Here is a 14262-nt window from a genome sequence, read left to right on the forward strand (position 1 = left end):
GGGCGGCGGTGCTACAGGGCCACGCCGAGGAGGGCGTCGACCGTGCGGGAGACCAGGCCCGGGGCCGACTCGTCGTCGCCGTCGGAGGCGTTCTGCGCGTCCACCCAGGCGTCCACGGCCGCCAGCGCCGCCGGGGCATTCAGGTCGTCGGCGAGCGCCGCCCGCACCTCCTCCACCAGGGCCTCGGCCGGCAGGCCGTCCGGCCGCGAGACGGCCGCGCGCCAGCGGCCCAGGCGGGCCTGGGCCTGCGTGAGGACCTCGTCCGTCCACTCCCAGTCCGCCCGGTAGTGGTGCGCGAGCAGCGCCAGCCGGATCGCCGCCGGGTCCACCCCGGCCCGGCGCAGGGCCGAGACGAAGACCAGGTTGCCCTTGGACTTCGACATCTTCTCGCCGTGCAGCGCGACCATGCCGGTGTGGACGTAGGCCTTGGCCATCGGGAACTCGCCCGTCAGGGCCTGCGCGTGCGAGGCGCCCATCTCGTGGTGCGGGAAGGCCAGGTCGGAGCCGCCGCCCTGGATGTCGAAGCCCATGCCCAGGTGCTCCAGGGCGATGGCCACGCACTCGATGTGCCAGCCCGGCCGGCCGCGGCCCAGGGAGGCGCCGTCCCAGCTGGGCTCGCCGTCGCGGGCGGCCATCCACAGCATCGGGTCGAGGGGGTTCTTCTTGCCCGGGCGGTCCGGGTCGCCGCCGCGCTCGGCGGACAGCACCCGCATCGCCGCGGCGTCGAGGTGGGAGACCCCGCCGAAGTTCGGGTCGGACTCCACCGAGAAGTAGACGTCGCCGTCGAGCTCGTACGCGGCGCCCGCGTCGCGGAGCCGTTCCACCAGCGGCACGATGCCCGGTATGGCCTCGACGGCGCCGATGTAGTGCTGCGGGGGCAGCATGCGCAGGGCGGTCATGTCCTCGCGGAAGAGGGCGGTCTCGCGCTCCGCGAGCTCGGTCCAGTCGTGCCCGTCGCGCAGCGCCCGCTCCAGCAGCGGATCGTCCACGTCCGTGACGTTCTGGACGTAGTGGACCTGCCGCTTGTTGTCGAGCCACACGCGCTGCACGAGGTCGAACGCGTTGTAGGTCGCCGCGTGACCGATGTGGGTCGCGTCGTACGGGGTGATCCCGCAGACGTAGAGGCGGGCGACGGGACCGGGGTCGAGGGTGATCGTCCCCTGGGTCGCGGAGTCGTGGATCTGGAGGTCGCGGCCCTTGCCGGGCAGGGCGGGGACCTCAGAAGCGGGCCAGGCATGCATGGTTTGAGCCTAACCGGACGAGTGTTCCGCAAACGAATGGGATCAGCACTGTTGGCTTGATCGACACTCTTGCGGTCTGGCCGGTTCTGTGCGTCCCCCGCCCTCCGGTGACGGGCCTGCTCAGACGGGCGGCCAGGGGATCGAGGGCCACTGCCCGGACGGCTGCGGATGCTTCCCGTCGTGCAGCAGCCGGGCCACGCGCACCCGTACGGCGGCCAGCTCGACCGGGGTGATCAGTTCGCCCAGCCGGGTGGCGAGCGCGGCCCCGTCGGCCAGCTGCGCCTCCAGGGACGCCAGGACCTCGCGGGCCTCCCCGGTCAGCGGTTCCCCGGCCCAGCCCCACAGCAGGGTGCGCAGCTTGTCCTCGGTGTGGAAGGTCACGCCGTGGTCGATGCCGTAGAGCCGGCCGTCCTGCGCGGGCAGCAGGTGGCCGCCCTTGCGGTCGCCGTTGTTGATCACCGCGTCCAGTACGGCGAGGCGGCGCAGCCGGGGGTCGTCGGCGTGCACGAGGAGGGCGGTGCGGCCCTCCCCGACCTCGGCGAAGGCGACCGGCTTCCACCCCTCCCCCGCCTCCTCGCCCTCGACGAGCGCGAGGAGCCCGGACTCCGGTGGTTCTCCGGCGTCGATCCAGTGCTGGACCATGCCCTCTCCGTACGGGCCGTCGCGCAGCACGGTCGTGGGAACCAGCCCCCAGCCGGTGGCCTCGGAGACGAGGTAGGCGGCGCGCTCGCGCCGGGCGAGGTTGCCGTCGGGGAAGTCCCACAGGGGCCGCTCGCCCTTGACGGGCTTGTAGACGCACTCCGCGCTGCGCCCGTCGTGGGCGACGGTGCACAGCAGGACCGCGTTGGAGGCCTCGGCGATGCGGCCGCGGACGGTGAGTTCGCCGCGGGTGAGCAGCTCCTCTATCGGGGTCACCTCGCTCACACCTGGCGCCGGTAACCGTTCTGGCGGGGGCAGACGTGTCCCTCGGGGTCGAGGGGCAGGCTGCACAGCGGGCACGGCGGGCGGCCCGCGTTGACCACGTCGAGGGCCCGCTTGGCGAAGGCCCGGGCCTGGGCGCCGGACAGCCGGACCCGCAGCATGGGCGGGCCGTTCTCCTCGTCCTGGAGCAGGCGCTCCTCGGCCTCGGCGAGGTCCTCCTCGGAGTCCGCGTCGAGTTCGACGAGCGCCTGGGCCTCGACGATCATCCGCTGCTCCTCGCCGTCCCAGGCGAGTGCCATGGTGCCGACGCGGAACTCCTCCTCGACGGGGACGTCGAGCGGAGCGGTGTCGGCGGCCTCCGGGGAGGCGACCGCCGGGACGGGCGCGTTGCCGCCGGTACGGCGGACGACCTCGTCGAGGAGTTCGTCCATCCGCTCGGCCAACGCCGCGACCTGCGTCTTCTCCAGGGACACGCTGGTGACGCGGGCTCCCGCGGAGGCCTGGAGGAAGAAGGTGCGGCGTCCAGGCAGACCGACCGTACCGGCCACGAAGCGGTCCGGGGGGTCGTAAAGGAACACCTGACGGGGCACGACCGGTCTCCAAGTCTGAGGCGGGGGCAGGGCTGCGCGCGTGTTGCTGGCCCTGCCACCCTACTGCGCCGTTCGATCAGGCCGCGCCCGCGCCGCCCCCCACGACGGCGTTGCCGCCGCCCTCGGTCTCGCTGTCTGCGGAGGCGACCGGGTGCGGGATCAGCGGGGCGAGGTCTCCGGTGTCGCCGAGGCGCAGCAGGAAGGGCCGGGTGGGGGTGTAGCGGATGGCGGTGACCGAGCAGGGGTCGACGTGGATCCGCTGGAAGAGGTCGAGGTGCATGCCGAGGGCGTCGGCGACCAGGGACTTGATGATGTCGCCGTGGGAGCACATGAGGAAGACGGCTCCGGTGCCGTGCTCCTCCTCGATCCGTGCGTTCCATTCGCGTACGGCGTCCACTGCGCGGGCCTGCATGGCGCGCATGGACTCGCCGCCGGGGAAGGCGGCGGCCGAGGGGTGCTGCTGGACGATCTTCATGAGGGGTTCTTCGCCCAGCTCGGAGAGCTTGCGGCCGGACCAGTCGCCGTAGTGGCACTCCCCGATCCGTTCGTCGGTGTGCACGGGCATGTCCGGGCGGGCGGCGAGCAGCGGGGCCAGGGTCTCCTGGCAGCGCTGGAGCGGGCTGCAGACGGCGGCCGCGAGGGGGATCCCGTCCAGCCGTCCGGGCAGTGCGGCGGCCTGTCCGGCGCCGTGTTCGTCAAGGGCCACTCCCGGGGTCCATCCGGCGAGCAGGCCTGCGGTGTTGGCGGTGGACCGCCCGTGTCGTACGAGGATCAGCGTGGCCATGCATGCAGGGTATGCGGTGGGGCCGGGGTGCGGGCGGGCGCGGGCCGGGGAAGAATGCCGGGCGTGATTGTGGACTGCGCGATGTACCGGGACGGCCGCCGGTCGGAGGCTCCCGGGGACTTCTCCGAGGCGCTGGAGGCGGCCCGGGCCCATGGCGACGCCTTCCTGTGGATCGGCGTGTACGAGCCGACGGCGGAGGAGTTCGACCGGGTGAGCCGGGAGTTCGGCCTGCACGAGCTGGCGGTGGAGGACGCGCTGACGGCGCACCAGCGTCCGAAGCTGGAGGTGTACGACGACTCGCTGTTCGTGGTCCTCAAGCCGGTGCTCTACGACGACGACACGGACACGGTGACCGCGGGCGAGCTGATGCTGTTCATCGGCGACTCCTTCGTGGTCACGGTCCGGCACGGCGAGGGGGCCGCGCTGGCGGCCGTACGGCACCGGCTGGAGCAGGAGCCGGACGTGCTGCGGCACGGCCCGACGGCGGTGCTGTACGCGGTGTCCGACGCGGTGGTGGACCACTACATCGAGGTGGCGGCCGAGCTGCAGGCGGACCTGGAGGAGCTGGAGGCGGAGGTGTTCGCGCCGAGTCCGCGGGACTTCAAGAACACCGCCGCCCGGATCTACGGCTTCAAGCGGCAGGTGCTGGAGTTCCGCCGGGCGACGAGCCCGCTGCTCCAGCCGATGGACCGGCTGGCCTTCGGGAACGTGCCGTTCGTCCACGATCACGCGCGTCCCTTCTTCCGGGACGTCGCCGACCACCTGACGAAGGCGAGCGAGTACATCGAGGGGCTGGACCGGCTGCTGTCGGACGCGCTGGCCGCGCACCTGGCGCAGATGGGGGTCCGGCAGAACGACGACATGCGCAAGATCTCCGCCTGGGCGGCCATGGCGGCGGTGCCCACGATGATCGCGGGGATCTACGGGATGAACTTCGACGACATGCCGGAGCTGAGGCAGCCCTGGGGCTATCCGGCGGTGGTGGTGCTCATGGTGGGCCTGTGCCTGTCCCTGCACCGGATGTTCAAGCGGCGCGGCTGGCTCTGAGGGGGCCGCCGCGGCGCCGCCCGGTGCCGTGACCGTGAGGGCTCACCGGGTCGCGGCGCCGGGCACTGCGCGCGGCCCTAGGCGAAGCCGTGGGTGGCCCGGGGGACGCCGCCCAGCGGGTTCGTGCGCTCCGGCGGGCGCAGGCCGACCATGCGGTGCCAGCCGCTGAAGCGCTCGTACGCGTACACGGCGCGGATTCCGGCGGCGAGCGCGGCGGCCTTGGGCGCGGGCCAGCGCAGCAGCCGGCCCATGTGGTCCATGACGGCGAGGCTGACGTCGCGGTAGACGCCGATCTCGGCGAGGGCGCTCTCGCGCAGGACCCGCTGGATGGTCCGGCCGTGTCCCTGGCGGGCGAGGCGCAGCAGTTCCTCGTGGCAGTAGGCGAGGTGGTTGTCCTCGTCGTTGCTGATGGCGCGGACGGCCTTGCCGACCTCGGGGTGGTCGCCGAAGTGGCGCAGGAGCATGACCATCTGTTCGGAGGCGCGCTGTTCGGTGACCCTGCTGTGCGCGAGGTAGACGACGATGTCGTCCTCGGTCAGGGGTTCGTCGCGGCGCAGTTTGTCGTGCGCGAGGCCGATGCCGCGGCGTTCGAGCAGCATGGTGTAGTCGGTCTCGGGCGGGACGGGGACGGCCGGCAGTCCGCGCTTGCGGAGCAGGGCCCGGAAGATCCGGCCGTGCTTGTCCTCGTCCGCGCCGTGCCGGGTGATCTTGGGCGCGAGGTCGCGCATGCCGTCGGGGACGAGGGCGGCGATCCGGGCGTTCTCCCAGCCGCCCTGGGACTCCCCGCTGGCGGCGATGGAGCAGAACAGCTGGAAGGAGTCGTCGTGGTCGACGATCTCCTGGAACAGGCTGCGGGCAGAGAGCATGGAACGAGTCAAAAGCGGATCAACCGGGCGGGCAACCGATACGTCTCCCCACTCGGCCGAATGAACGAAACCGGCGGACGGGCGGCGGGGCGTAACCCCGGGGGCGGGCCGGGCGTTGTTGGCTGTGTCGGCCGTGGCGGGGAAGACCCCCCGAGCCCCCACCACGGCCGCAGACCTCTCCCCCCTCGCGCCGGACGCCGCCCGGCGGGGCCGGAGCCGGAGCGTCAGGCGAGACCCGCCAGCTCCAGGGCCTCGGTGCCGGCGCGCAGGGCGGCGAGCCGCTCGTCGAGGGTGAAGCCGGCCGGGGCCAGCGTGAGGGTGGTGACCCCGGCCTCGGCGTAGGCCCGCATCCCGTCCGCGATGCGCTCAACGGAGCCGAGCAGGGTCGTCGAGTCGATCAGCGAGTGCGGGACCGCGGCGGCCGCGCCGTCCTTGTCGCCGCCCAGGTACTTGGCCTGGATCTCGGCGGCTTCCTTCTCGTAGCCCATGCGCTGGGCGAGCTGGTTGTAGAAGTTCTGCTTCGGGCTGCCCATGCCGCCGACGTACAGGGCGGTGTAGGGGCGGAACATGTCCGCGAGGGCGTTGACGTCCTCGCCGATGGCCAGCGGCACGGTCGGGCAGACGTCGAAGCCGTCCATGGTCAGGCCGGCCTTGGCGCGGCCCGCGCGGATGTGGCGCAGGGCCGTCTCCTCCAGGTGCTCGGCGGCCGGGAAGATCAGCAGGGCGCCGTCGGCGATCTCGCCGGTCTGCTCCAGGTTCTTCGGCCCGATGGCGGCGACGTAGAGCGGGATGTGCGGGCGCTCGGGGTGCACGGTCAGCTTGAGCGGCTTGCCGGGGCCGCCGGGCAGCGGGAGGGTCCAGTGCTCGCCCTCGTAGCTGAGGCGCTCGCGGGACATGGCCTTGCGGACGATCTCCACGTACTCGCGGGTCCGGGCGAGGGGCTTGTCGAACTTGACCCCGTACCAGCCCTCGGAGACCTGCGGGCCGGAGACGCCGAGGCCGAGCCGGAAGCGGCCCTTGGTCAGGGAGTCGAGGGTGGCGGCGGTCATGGCGGTCATGGCGGGCTGGCGGGCCGGGATCTGGAAGATGGCGGAGCCGACGTCGATGCGCTCGGTCTGGGCGGCCACCCAGGCCAGTACGGTCGCCGCGTCCGAGCCGTAGGCCTCGGCCGCCCAGCAGACGTCGTAGCCGAGCCGGTCGGCCTCCTGGGCGACGGCGAGGTTGTCGGCGTCCATGCCCGCACCCCAGTAGCCGAGATTGATGCCGAGCCGCATGTGTCGTCCCCTTACGAAGGTGCCGGTTTACCGATCAGTAACGTGCGTCTGCGGGGGACTGTAGCGCGCCAGACGGCCCCGCGTCAGCGCCCCAGTAGTCTCAGCGCTCATGGAGCAGAGGCATCTCGGCCGCACCGGACTGCGCGTCTCCCGGATCGGCCTCGGCACCCTGACCTGGGGCCGTGACACCGGCGAGGAAGCCGCCGCCGAGCAGTTGAAGACGTTCTGGGAGGCGGGCGGCACGCTCGTCGACACCGCCGACGTGTACGCCGGCGGGGAGGCCGAGTACCTCCTCGGGCAGCTCGTTGGCTCCCTGGTGCCGCGCCGGGACGTGGTCATCGCGACCAAGTCGGGCAGCGTCCCGGACCCGGACCGCCGCTTCAACGGCTCGCGCGGGCACCTCCTGACGGCCCTGGACGACTCCCTGGACCGCCTCGGCACCGATTACGTGGACCTGTGGCAGGTCCACGCCTTCGACCCGCAGACCCCGCTGGACGAGACCCTCCAGGCGCTGGACCTGGCCGTCTCCAGCGGGCGCGCCCGCTACGCGGGGGTCTCCAACTTCAGCGGCTGGCAGCTGGCGAAGGCCGCGACCTGGCAGCTCGCCGCGCCCGGGGTGCGGACCCGGCTGGCCTCCACCCAGATGGAGTATTCGCTCCTCCAGCGGGGCGTCGAGCGGGAGGTGCTCCCGGCGGCGCTGGACCTGGGCGTCGCCCTGCTGCCCTCCTCCCCGCTCGGCCGGGGCGTGCTGACCGGCAAGTACCGCGACGGGACCCCGGCCGACTCCCGGGGCGCGTCGCCGGCCCTGGCCGCGCTGGTGGAGCCGTACCTGGACGACGCGGCCGGCCGGATCGTGGACGCCGTCGTCACGGCGGCGCAGGGGCTGGCGGTGACCCCGCTCCAGGTGGCACTGGCCTGGATCCGCGACCGGCCGGGGGTGGCCGCCCCCATCGTCGGCGCCCGCACGTCCACGCAGCTGGGGGCGGCGCTGTCGGTGGAGGCCCTTACCCTTCCGGAGGAGATCCGCCGGGCCCTGGACGACGTGTCGGCGCCCGTGCACCGCTACCCGGATCAGGACTGGAGCACGCTGTGAGCACGGCCCCCGACCCCGCCCGCCCCGCTGCCGCGCAGGACCCGCACGAAGCCGCCGACGGCCCGGAGGGCCGGGGCACCGGAGCCGCGCCCGACGCCGGCGGGCCGCAGGCCGACGGGGGTCCGGGGGCGGAGCCCCCGGTTTCGGGAAGGGGCGGGGTGGGGGAAAGCCCCGCAGGGACCGACGCGGACCCCGACGCCGAGCAGGACACCGCCGGGACGGAACGGGCCGGAGCCGACGCGGAGCAGGACCCCGACGCGGAGCAGGACGAGGCCGGACAGGGCGCAGCCGAGGGGGGCCAGGACACCGCCGGGACGGAATCGGCGCCCGAGCTGACCGAGGCCCAGGCCGAGCTGGCCGCGCAGAAGGTCGAGCGCGAGCGCATCGCCCGCCGCAAGGCCGAGCGCGACGGCCCCGTCGAAGCGGGCGCCAAGCTCAGCGGCAAGGCCGCCGACCTGCTGGCCGCCGTACGGGCCGTCGAGAGCGGCGCCCAGCCCGCCGCCCAGTACTTCGACGACGCCCCGGCCACGCCCTGCAGGCCCGCTCCCGCCCCCGCCCCCGCTCCCCCGCAGCCCCGCCCCGCGGCCCCCGCCCCGGCCCCCACCGTCGGCGACGTGGACGCCGTGCGCGCCGTCCTCACCCGCGGCGGAGCCCCCGAGGCCCTGGCCGGGCAGGCCGCCCGGGCCCTCGGCGAGGGCGCGGCCGAGCAGCTGGCCGAGGACCCCTGGCGGCTGCTCGCCGTCCCCGGGGTGCGCCCGACGCAGGCGGACGGCTTCGCGCAGGCCCTGCTGGGCCCCGCGGCGGGCCCCGCCGACGAGCGGCGCGGCGCCGCCCTGCTGGGCTGGCTCCTCGACCAGGCCGCCGCCAAGGGACACACCGCCCTGGAGGCCCCCGTCCTGGAGAAGGCCCTGGCCCAGTACGGGGTCCCGGCCCCCGCCGAGACCCTGGAGGCGGCCATCGGCGAGGGCGCGGTGCTGGTGTTCCACGAGCCGCTGGGCCCGCCCGCCGCCGAGGACGAGGAACCGCCCGTCAGGATCCTCGTGGGCCTGGAGGGACACGCCCTGGCCGAGGAGGCCCTCGCGGACGGCCTGGCCCGGCTGGCGGGCACCTTCGGCGGCCCCGCGGACTGGTCGGCGGTGGCCGGCGGCCCCGGCGCCGAACTGGTCCGGGCCGTCGCCGGCCACGGCCTGGTCACCCACACCGGCGGCGAGGCCGCCCGCGCCGAGCCGGCGGCACTGCTCGCGGCCGCCCGGGAGCTGGGCCTGCGCGCCTGCCTGGCGGCGCACGCCCCCGCACCGGGCGCCGTCACCGTGGCCGGGCTGCTCGCGGGCGCCGAGGGCCCCGGGCGGGACGCCGACGGCCGCTTCGACCTGGACCTGCTCGTCGTCCTGGACGCGCCCCAGCTGGACGTGGAGACGGCGGCCGCGCTGGTGGAGTCGGTGCCCGACGGGGCGCGCCTGGTGCTCTCCGGCGACCCCGGGGTGCTCGGATCGGCCGGGCCCGGGCGGGTGTTCGCCGACGTGCTGGCGGCCCGCGCGTTCCCGCAGGTGGTGTCCCGCACCCCGGACCCGGGCCCGATCGGCGAGCTGGTCTCGGGGGTCGGGATCGGGGAGCTGAACCGGGTCGACGCCCCCGGCAAGGAGGTCGTCATCGTCCCCGTGCGGGACGCCGGCGAGGCCGTGCACCGCACCGTCCAGCTGGTGGCCGAGTCGGTGCCGCGCGCCTTCGGGATCCCGGCCGGTGACGTGCAGGTCATCACCCCGGGCCACGGCGGCTCCGCGGGGACCCGCGCGCTGAACGCGGCCCTCAAGGAGCGGCTGAACCCGGGCCCGGGCCGGTTCCTCGGCTTCGACCCCGGCGACCGGGTCGTCCACGTGCCCTCGGCCGGGCGGGCGCTGCCGGCCCTGGTGGTGTCGGCGGACGCGCGGGGGCTGCACCTGGACGTGCGGGGCGCGCGGGTCGTCGTACCGCAGGACCGGGTGGAGGCGCAGGTCCGGCACGGCTGGGCGGTGACGGCGCACCAGGCGGTCGGCTCGCGCTGGCCGGCGGTGGTCGTCGTCCTGCCGGGGGACGCGGCTCAGGCCCTGTCCCGGGACTGGGTGTACACGGCGTTCGGGCGGGCCGAGCGGCACCTGTCGGTGGTCCACGGGGTCGAGGAGGCGCTGCCGCACGCGGTGGCGCAGGTGGCGCCGAAGCCGCGTACGACCCGGCTGACGGGCCTGCTGCGGGCCCTCACGGCCGCGCAGGAGGAGCAGCCGTAGCAGGAGGCGGGGGCCGGTCCGCCGTCCCGTGTGCCCTCCCGGGAGGGCACACGGGACGGTGCCGGGCTCAGGCCGGGGCCAGCCCCGACTCGGCGGCGCTCTCCTCGGCGTCGTCGTCCTCGTCGTCGTCGAACTCGTTCTCGTCGTCGAAGACGGCGCTGACGTCGAAGCGGTGCAGGACGTCCTGCGGATCGGTCTGCCCGAAGGGCGAGTTGAGCCAGTCCCCCGGTTCCGCGACCTCCTCCAGAGCGGCGATCCAGAGGGTCGAGTCGCCTTCCTCCAGGCCGAACTCCTTGTAGCGGGAGGCGATCTCGTCAGGCTCGTACTCCCCGAAGAGCACACCCAGCGCTCCGGCGGTACCGCCGTCGTCGAGCAGCCCGGCGTCCCGGTCGTACGCGGCGACGCGCTCGGCCTGGGCGATCAGCCGCGCCGGCTCGACGACGGCGTAGTCGCGGCGGATGAGCACGCTGAACGCGGCGGGCTCGGCCGGGCCGGTGTACGGGACTCCGGTCTCGGGCGTGGGGATCTCGAAGGGGGTGACCTCGTCGTAGCGGTCGTAGAGGAGTTCGTCGTACTCCTCGGCGGCGGCGGCGAGTTCGTTGAAGGCGGCGTAGACGGCCGGGTCCTCGTCCCCGATCCTGCTCTCGACCGCGGCGAGGTGACGGTCGAGAGCGGCCTTGACCGCCTCGGCGGCGGCGCGTACCTCGGCAACAGTGGGCAGAGCGGCATCAGACATAGTGCAGACGCTATCCGTAGCGGGCCGGTGCCCGCACAATAGATGCGATGCCGGAATACGAATTTGTCGACGTGTACGTGCCCCGCGGGACGCCCCGCAAGGAGGCGACCCGCCTGCTCACCGATCATGCGGAATACGGGAACTGGGAGCTGGACCGCCTGACCCTGTACCGGGACGGCAGCCGCCGCGCGCGGTTGCGCCGCCGGATCATCCGCCAGGTCCGCGCGACCTGGTGACGCGGACGCGGGCCCCGGCTTCCGGGGCCCGCGTCGCGAGGCCGTCAGGCGGAGTTGCGGGCGCGCCGGTAGAGCACGGCGCCGGCCAGCAGCAGGCCGCCGGCGAGCGGTACGCCGGCCGTCAGCGCGTCACCCGCGCCGGTGGCGGCGAGGCCGACCTCGGCCCCCTGACCGGGCCGGGCGGCCGGGGTGCCGGGCTTGCCCGGGGTGACCGAGCCACTGCCGGGCGTCTGGCCGCCGGGGTTGCCGGGCGTCTGAGCACCGGGGTTGCCCGGGGTCTGACCACCCGGGTTGCCCGGAGTCTGCCCGCCGGGGTTGCCGGGCGTCTGCCCACCCGGATTGCCGGGCGTCTGACCACCCGGATTGCCCGGAGTCTGACCACCCGGATTGCCGGGCGTCTGCCCACCGGGGTTGCCGGGGGTCTGACCACCCGGATTGCCGGGCGTCTGCCCACCCGGATTGCCCGGAGTCTGACCACCCGGTGTGCCGGGGTTTCCGGGGTTGCCCGGGTGTCCGGGGTGTTCGTCGTCGTCGCACGGCTCCTCGTGCCCGCCGCCGGGGTTACCCGGGTTACCGGGGTTACCCGGGTTACCGGGGTGTCCCGGATGGCCGGGGTGGTGCGGCTTGGCCGACTGGTTGGCGCAGCGGTTCCCGAAAGCCGGGTTCAGTCCCCCCACCACCGTGACCGTGTTGCCGCACACGTTCACCGGCGCGTCCACCGGCGCCTGCACGTTGTTCCCGGACAGCAGGCCCGGCGAGTTCGAGGCGTGCCCGGACGCCCCCGAGGCCGCCTGGGCCTGACCGCCGGCGAACGCGAGGACACCCCCCGCGGCCGCCATCGTGATCAGCGTCTTCCTCGTGACCTGAACCGGTCGTCGCATCTGTACTCGTCCCCTGGTGTGTACGTTCCGTCCGCCGCGCAGGCCGTACAGGCTCCCCCGCCTGCCGCGCCGGAGAATGAGCTGCCGGGCCGGAAAAGCCCGGCGGCCCCGGGGCGCTGGATTGCGCCCCGGGGCCAGAACTTTCAGAAGCGTCAGGCGTTGACGCAGGTGTTGCCGAAGGCCGGGTTCAGCAGGCCGATCACGTTGACGGTGTTGCCGCAGACGTTGACCGGGACGTGAACCGGAACCTGGACGACGTTGCCGGACAGGACACCGGGGGAGCCGATGGCCGCACCCTGGGCGCCCGCGTCGGCGGCGGCGATGCCGGCGCCCGCGAGAACCAGACCACCGGTGGCAGCCGCAGCGGCGACAACCTTCTTGAGCATTGTTCCTCCTAGTAGGCAAGTGCGGTCCCAGCCGCGGACCGCACCACCTGTAACGAGGAGGGATCACCAGGGCTACGAGCGTATGAGCGCATTCACTCTTCTCAGTGGAATGCGCACACCTTCCCGAATCTTCCGCGTTATGCGGCGCCGGGCCGCCCTCAGGCGTTGTCGATGAACCGGTCCAGGACCCGGACGCCGAACTTCAGCCCGTCCACCGGCACCCGCTCGTCGACGCCGTGGAACATGCCGGCGAAGTCCAGCTCCGGCGGCAGCTGGAGCGGCGCGAAGCCGAAGCAGCGGATGCCGAGGTCGTCGAAGGACTTGGCGTCCGTCCCGCCGGAGAGCATGTACGGGACCGCCCGCGCGATCGGGTCCTCGGCCCGCAGGGCGCCCTGCATGGCGTCCACGAGCCGCCCGTCGAAGTCCGTCTCCAGCGCCTTGTCCGCGTGCACGTCCTCGCGCTTCACGCGCGGGCCGAGGATCCGGTCGAGGTCGGCGAAGAACTCGTCCTCGTAGCCCGGCAGGAAGCGGCCGTCGACATGGGCCGTGGCCTGGCCGGGAATGACGTTGACCTTGTAGCCGGCGCCGAGCATCGTCGGGGCGGCGGAGTTGCGCAGGGTCGCGCCGACCATCTTGGCGATGCCGCCGAGCTTGGCGAGGGTGGCGTCCATGTCGTCCGGGTCGAGCGGGGTTCCGAGCGCGTCCGAGAGTTCGTCGAGGAAGTGTCGAACGGTCTTCGTGACGCGCACCGGCCACTGGTGGCGGCCGAGGCGTCCGACGGCCTCGCAGAGCTCCGTGATCGCGTTGTCGTTGTTGGTCATGGAGCCGTGGCCCGCGGTGCCCTCGACCGTGAGCCGCATCCAGTGCATGCCCTTCTGGGCGGTCTCCACGAGGTAGAGGCGGAGGTTCTCGTTCACGGTGAAGGAGAAGCCGCCGACCTCGCCGATCGCCTCGGTGACGCCCTCGAAGAGCCCGGGGTGCTTGTCGACGAGGTGCCGGGCGCCGTAGGTGCCGCCCGCCTCCTCGTCGGCGAGGAAGGCCAGCACGATGTCGCGCGGGGGCTTGCGCCCGCTGCGCATGCGGTCGCGTACGACGGCCAGCGTCATCGCGTCCATGTCCTTCATGTCGACGGCGCCGCGGCCCCACACGCAGCCGTCGGCGATCTCGCCCGAGAAGGGGTCGTACGTCCAGTCGGCGGCGTTGGCCGGGACCACGTCGGTGTGCCCGTGGATCAGGAGGGCCGGCCGCGAGGGGTCCTCGCCCTCGATCCGGGCCACGGTCGAGGCGCGGCCCTTGTGCGACTCGAAGATCTGCGGCTCCAGCCCGACCTCGGCCAGCTTCTCGGCGACCCACTCGGCGGCCTTGCGCTCGCCGGGGCCCGAGTGGTCCCCGTAGTTGCTGGTGTCGATCCGGATGAGGTCCCGGCAGAGGTCGACGACCTCGTCCTGTCCGGAGACGGCCTTGTCCGCGCCCGATGCGCTCACGCTGTTCCTCCCATGATCGGTACCGGCTTCCTCCTCCATCCTCCCGCCCCGGGCCCGTCCGCCCAAGGGCGGATCCGGGCCGACCGGGGGGTGTGATCGAGGGCCCCGGGTGTTTGGTAATGTTTTCCACGTCGCAACGGCCCGCGAGGGACGTGAGGCGCACACCCGGTCCGGGTGGCGGAATGGCAGACGCGCTAGCTTGAGGTGCTAGTGCCCTTTATCGGGCGTGGGGGTTCAAGTCCCCCCTCGGACACAAACAGAAGGACCCCGCTACGGCGGGGTCCTTCTTCGTTCCCCCGGCCGCTCCCCCGCCGGCTTCCCCTCCCGCTTCCCGGGCGGGAAGGGCGTGGACGAGCCACCCCGGAATGTTTGGTAATGTTTTCCACGTCGCAACGGCCCGCGAGGGACGTGAGGCGCACACCCGGTCCGGGTGGCGGAATGGCAGACGCGCTAGCTTGAGGT

Annotated in this window: 14 protein-coding genes and 1 tRNA gene; 5 read left to right on the forward strand and 10 right to left on the reverse strand. The window is 73.7% G+C overall.

The window, feature by feature from the left end; all coding sequences use genetic code 11:
- Nucleotides 1-11: 11 nt before the first annotated feature.
- From mshC to AC069X_RS28970, 4 genes are all read right to left on the reverse strand, one after another.
- Nucleotides 12-1241, reverse strand: coding sequence for a cysteine--1-D-myo-inosityl 2-amino-2-deoxy-alpha-D-glucopyranoside ligase (gene mshC, locus AC069X_RS28955; RefSeq protein ID WP_478733006.1), 1230 nt, complete (start codon nucleotides 1239-1241; stop codon nucleotides 12-14).
- Between the two features lie 120 nt (nucleotides 1242-1361).
- The gene (locus AC069X_RS28960) at nucleotides 1362-2198 is read right to left on the reverse strand and encodes an SCO1664 family protein (RefSeq protein WP_478733066.1); all 837 of its coding nucleotides are present in this window, start codon (nucleotides 2196-2198) and stop codon (nucleotides 1362-1364) included.
- Entirely contained in the window at nucleotides 2162-2752 is a 591-nt protein-coding gene (locus tag AC069X_RS28965; RefSeq protein WP_478733008.1) for a DUF3090 domain-containing protein, read from the reverse strand. Before AC069X_RS28965 ends, AC069X_RS28960 begins: the two co-directional genes overlap by 37 nt.
- A 76-nt stretch (nucleotides 2753-2828) precedes the next feature.
- Nucleotides 2829-3536 carry a histidine phosphatase family protein gene (locus AC069X_RS28970; RefSeq protein ID WP_478733010.1) on the reverse strand — a complete coding sequence of 236 codons (708 nt, stop codon included), beginning with the start codon at nucleotides 3534-3536 and terminating at the stop codon, nucleotides 2829-2831.
- A gap of 54 nt (nucleotides 3537-3590) precedes the next feature.
- Here AC069X_RS28970 and corA point away from each other — a divergent pair, with 54 nt between their 5' ends.
- Nucleotides 3591-4583 carry a magnesium/cobalt transporter CorA gene (gene corA, locus AC069X_RS28975; RefSeq protein WP_478733012.1) on the forward strand — a complete coding sequence of 331 codons (993 nt, stop codon included), beginning with the start codon at nucleotides 3591-3593 and terminating at the stop codon, nucleotides 4581-4583.
- A 77-nt stretch (nucleotides 4584-4660) separates the two neighbouring features.
- Here the strand turns inward: corA and AC069X_RS28980 are convergent, their stop codons facing one another.
- Together AC069X_RS28980 and AC069X_RS28985 are read right to left on the reverse strand one after the other, a co-directional pair.
- Nucleotides 4661-5449, reverse strand: coding sequence for a ferritin-like domain-containing protein (locus AC069X_RS28980; RefSeq protein ID WP_478733014.1), 789 nt, complete (start codon nucleotides 5447-5449; stop codon nucleotides 4661-4663).
- 224 nt (nucleotides 5450-5673) lie between these two features.
- Nucleotides 5674-6723, reverse strand: coding sequence for an LLM class F420-dependent oxidoreductase (locus AC069X_RS28985; RefSeq protein WP_478733016.1), 1050 nt, complete (start codon nucleotides 6721-6723; stop codon nucleotides 5674-5676).
- A gap of 109 nt (nucleotides 6724-6832) precedes the next feature.
- Here AC069X_RS28985 and AC069X_RS28990 point away from each other — a divergent pair, with 109 nt between their 5' ends.
- The gene (locus tag AC069X_RS28990) at nucleotides 6833-7816 is read left to right on the forward strand and encodes an aldo/keto reductase (RefSeq protein ID WP_478733018.1); all 984 of its coding nucleotides are present in this window, start codon (nucleotides 6833-6835) and stop codon (nucleotides 7814-7816) included.
- Nucleotides 7813-10077, forward strand: coding sequence for a helix-hairpin-helix domain-containing protein (locus AC069X_RS28995; protein WP_478733020.1), 2265 nt, complete (start codon nucleotides 7813-7815; stop codon nucleotides 10075-10077). The genes AC069X_RS28990 and AC069X_RS28995 overlap by 4 nt, the downstream gene beginning before the upstream one ends.
- A 67-nt stretch (nucleotides 10078-10144) precedes the next feature.
- Here AC069X_RS28995 and AC069X_RS29000 read toward each other — a convergent pair whose 3' ends face one another.
- Nucleotides 10145-10813 carry a hypothetical protein gene (locus AC069X_RS29000; protein ID WP_478733022.1) on the reverse strand — a complete coding sequence of 223 codons (669 nt, stop codon included), beginning with the start codon at nucleotides 10811-10813 and terminating at the stop codon, nucleotides 10145-10147.
- 47 nt (nucleotides 10814-10860) lie between these two features.
- Between AC069X_RS29000 and AC069X_RS29005 the strand changes: the two genes are divergently transcribed.
- Nucleotides 10861-11049, forward strand: coding sequence for a DUF5703 family protein (locus tag AC069X_RS29005; protein ID WP_388943548.1), 189 nt, complete (start codon nucleotides 10861-10863; stop codon nucleotides 11047-11049).
- A gap of 44 nt (nucleotides 11050-11093) precedes the next feature.
- Here the strand turns inward: AC069X_RS29005 and AC069X_RS29010 are convergent, their stop codons facing one another.
- The 3 genes from AC069X_RS29010 to AC069X_RS29020 form a co-directional block, all read right to left on the reverse strand.
- Nucleotides 11094-11930, reverse strand: a complete 837-nt coding sequence (locus tag AC069X_RS29010; RefSeq protein WP_478733024.1) for a chaplin — start codon at nucleotides 11928-11930, stop codon at nucleotides 11094-11096.
- 152 nt (nucleotides 11931-12082) lie between these two features.
- Nucleotides 12083-12316, reverse strand: coding sequence for a chaplin ChpH (gene chpH / locus AC069X_RS29015; RefSeq protein WP_030163084.1), 234 nt, complete (start codon nucleotides 12314-12316; stop codon nucleotides 12083-12085).
- A gap of 158 nt (nucleotides 12317-12474) precedes the next feature.
- Entirely contained in the window at nucleotides 12475-13800 is a 1326-nt protein-coding gene (locus AC069X_RS29020; protein WP_478733027.1) for a M20/M25/M40 family metallo-hydrolase, read from the reverse strand.
- 168 nt (nucleotides 13801-13968) lie between these two features.
- Between AC069X_RS29020 and AC069X_RS29025 the strand changes: the two genes are divergently transcribed.
- Nucleotides 13969-14053 (forward strand) — tRNA-Leu (locus AC069X_RS29025).
- The last annotated feature ends 209 nt before the right edge of the window (nucleotides 14054-14262 follow it).

This window comes from Streptomyces sp. NPDC043896 (assembly GCF_056435605.1).

What these genes read in the sequence shown, in the direction of transcription:
- mshC (WP_478733006.1), bottom strand. Translation starts at nt 1,241, where the DNA reads ATGCATGCCTGGCCCGCTTCTGAGGTCCCCGCCCTGCCCGGCAAGGGC.
- AC069X_RS28970 (WP_478733010.1), bottom strand. Translation starts at nt 3,536, where the DNA reads ATGGCCACGCTGATCCTCGTACGACACGGGCGGTCCACCGCCAACACC.
- corA (WP_478733012.1), top strand. Translation starts at nt 3,591, where the DNA reads ATGCCGGGCGTGATTGTGGACTGCGCGATGTACCGGGACGGCCGCCGG.
- AC069X_RS28980 (WP_478733014.1), bottom strand. Translation starts at nt 5,449, where the DNA reads ATGCTCTCTGCCCGCAGCCTGTTCCAGGAGATCGTCGACCACGACGAC.
- AC069X_RS28985 (WP_478733016.1), bottom strand. Translation starts at nt 6,723, where the DNA reads ATGCGGCTCGGCATCAATCTCGGCTACTGGGGTGCGGGCATGGACGCC.
- AC069X_RS28990 (WP_478733018.1), top strand. Translation starts at nt 6,833, where the DNA reads ATGGAGCAGAGGCATCTCGGCCGCACCGGACTGCGCGTCTCCCGGATC.
- AC069X_RS29000 (WP_478733022.1), bottom strand. Translation starts at nt 10,813, where the DNA reads ATGTCTGATGCCGCTCTGCCCACTGTTGCCGAGGTACGCGCCGCCGCC.
- AC069X_RS29005 (WP_388943548.1), top strand. Translation starts at nt 10,861, where the DNA reads ATGCCGGAATACGAATTTGTCGACGTGTACGTGCCCCGCGGGACGCCC.
- AC069X_RS29010 (WP_478733024.1), bottom strand. Translation starts at nt 11,930, where the DNA reads ATGCGACGACCGGTTCAGGTCACGAGGAAGACGCTGATCACGATGGCG.
- chpH (WP_030163084.1), bottom strand. Translation starts at nt 12,316, where the DNA reads ATGCTCAAGAAGGTTGTCGCCGCTGCGGCTGCCACCGGTGGTCTGGTT.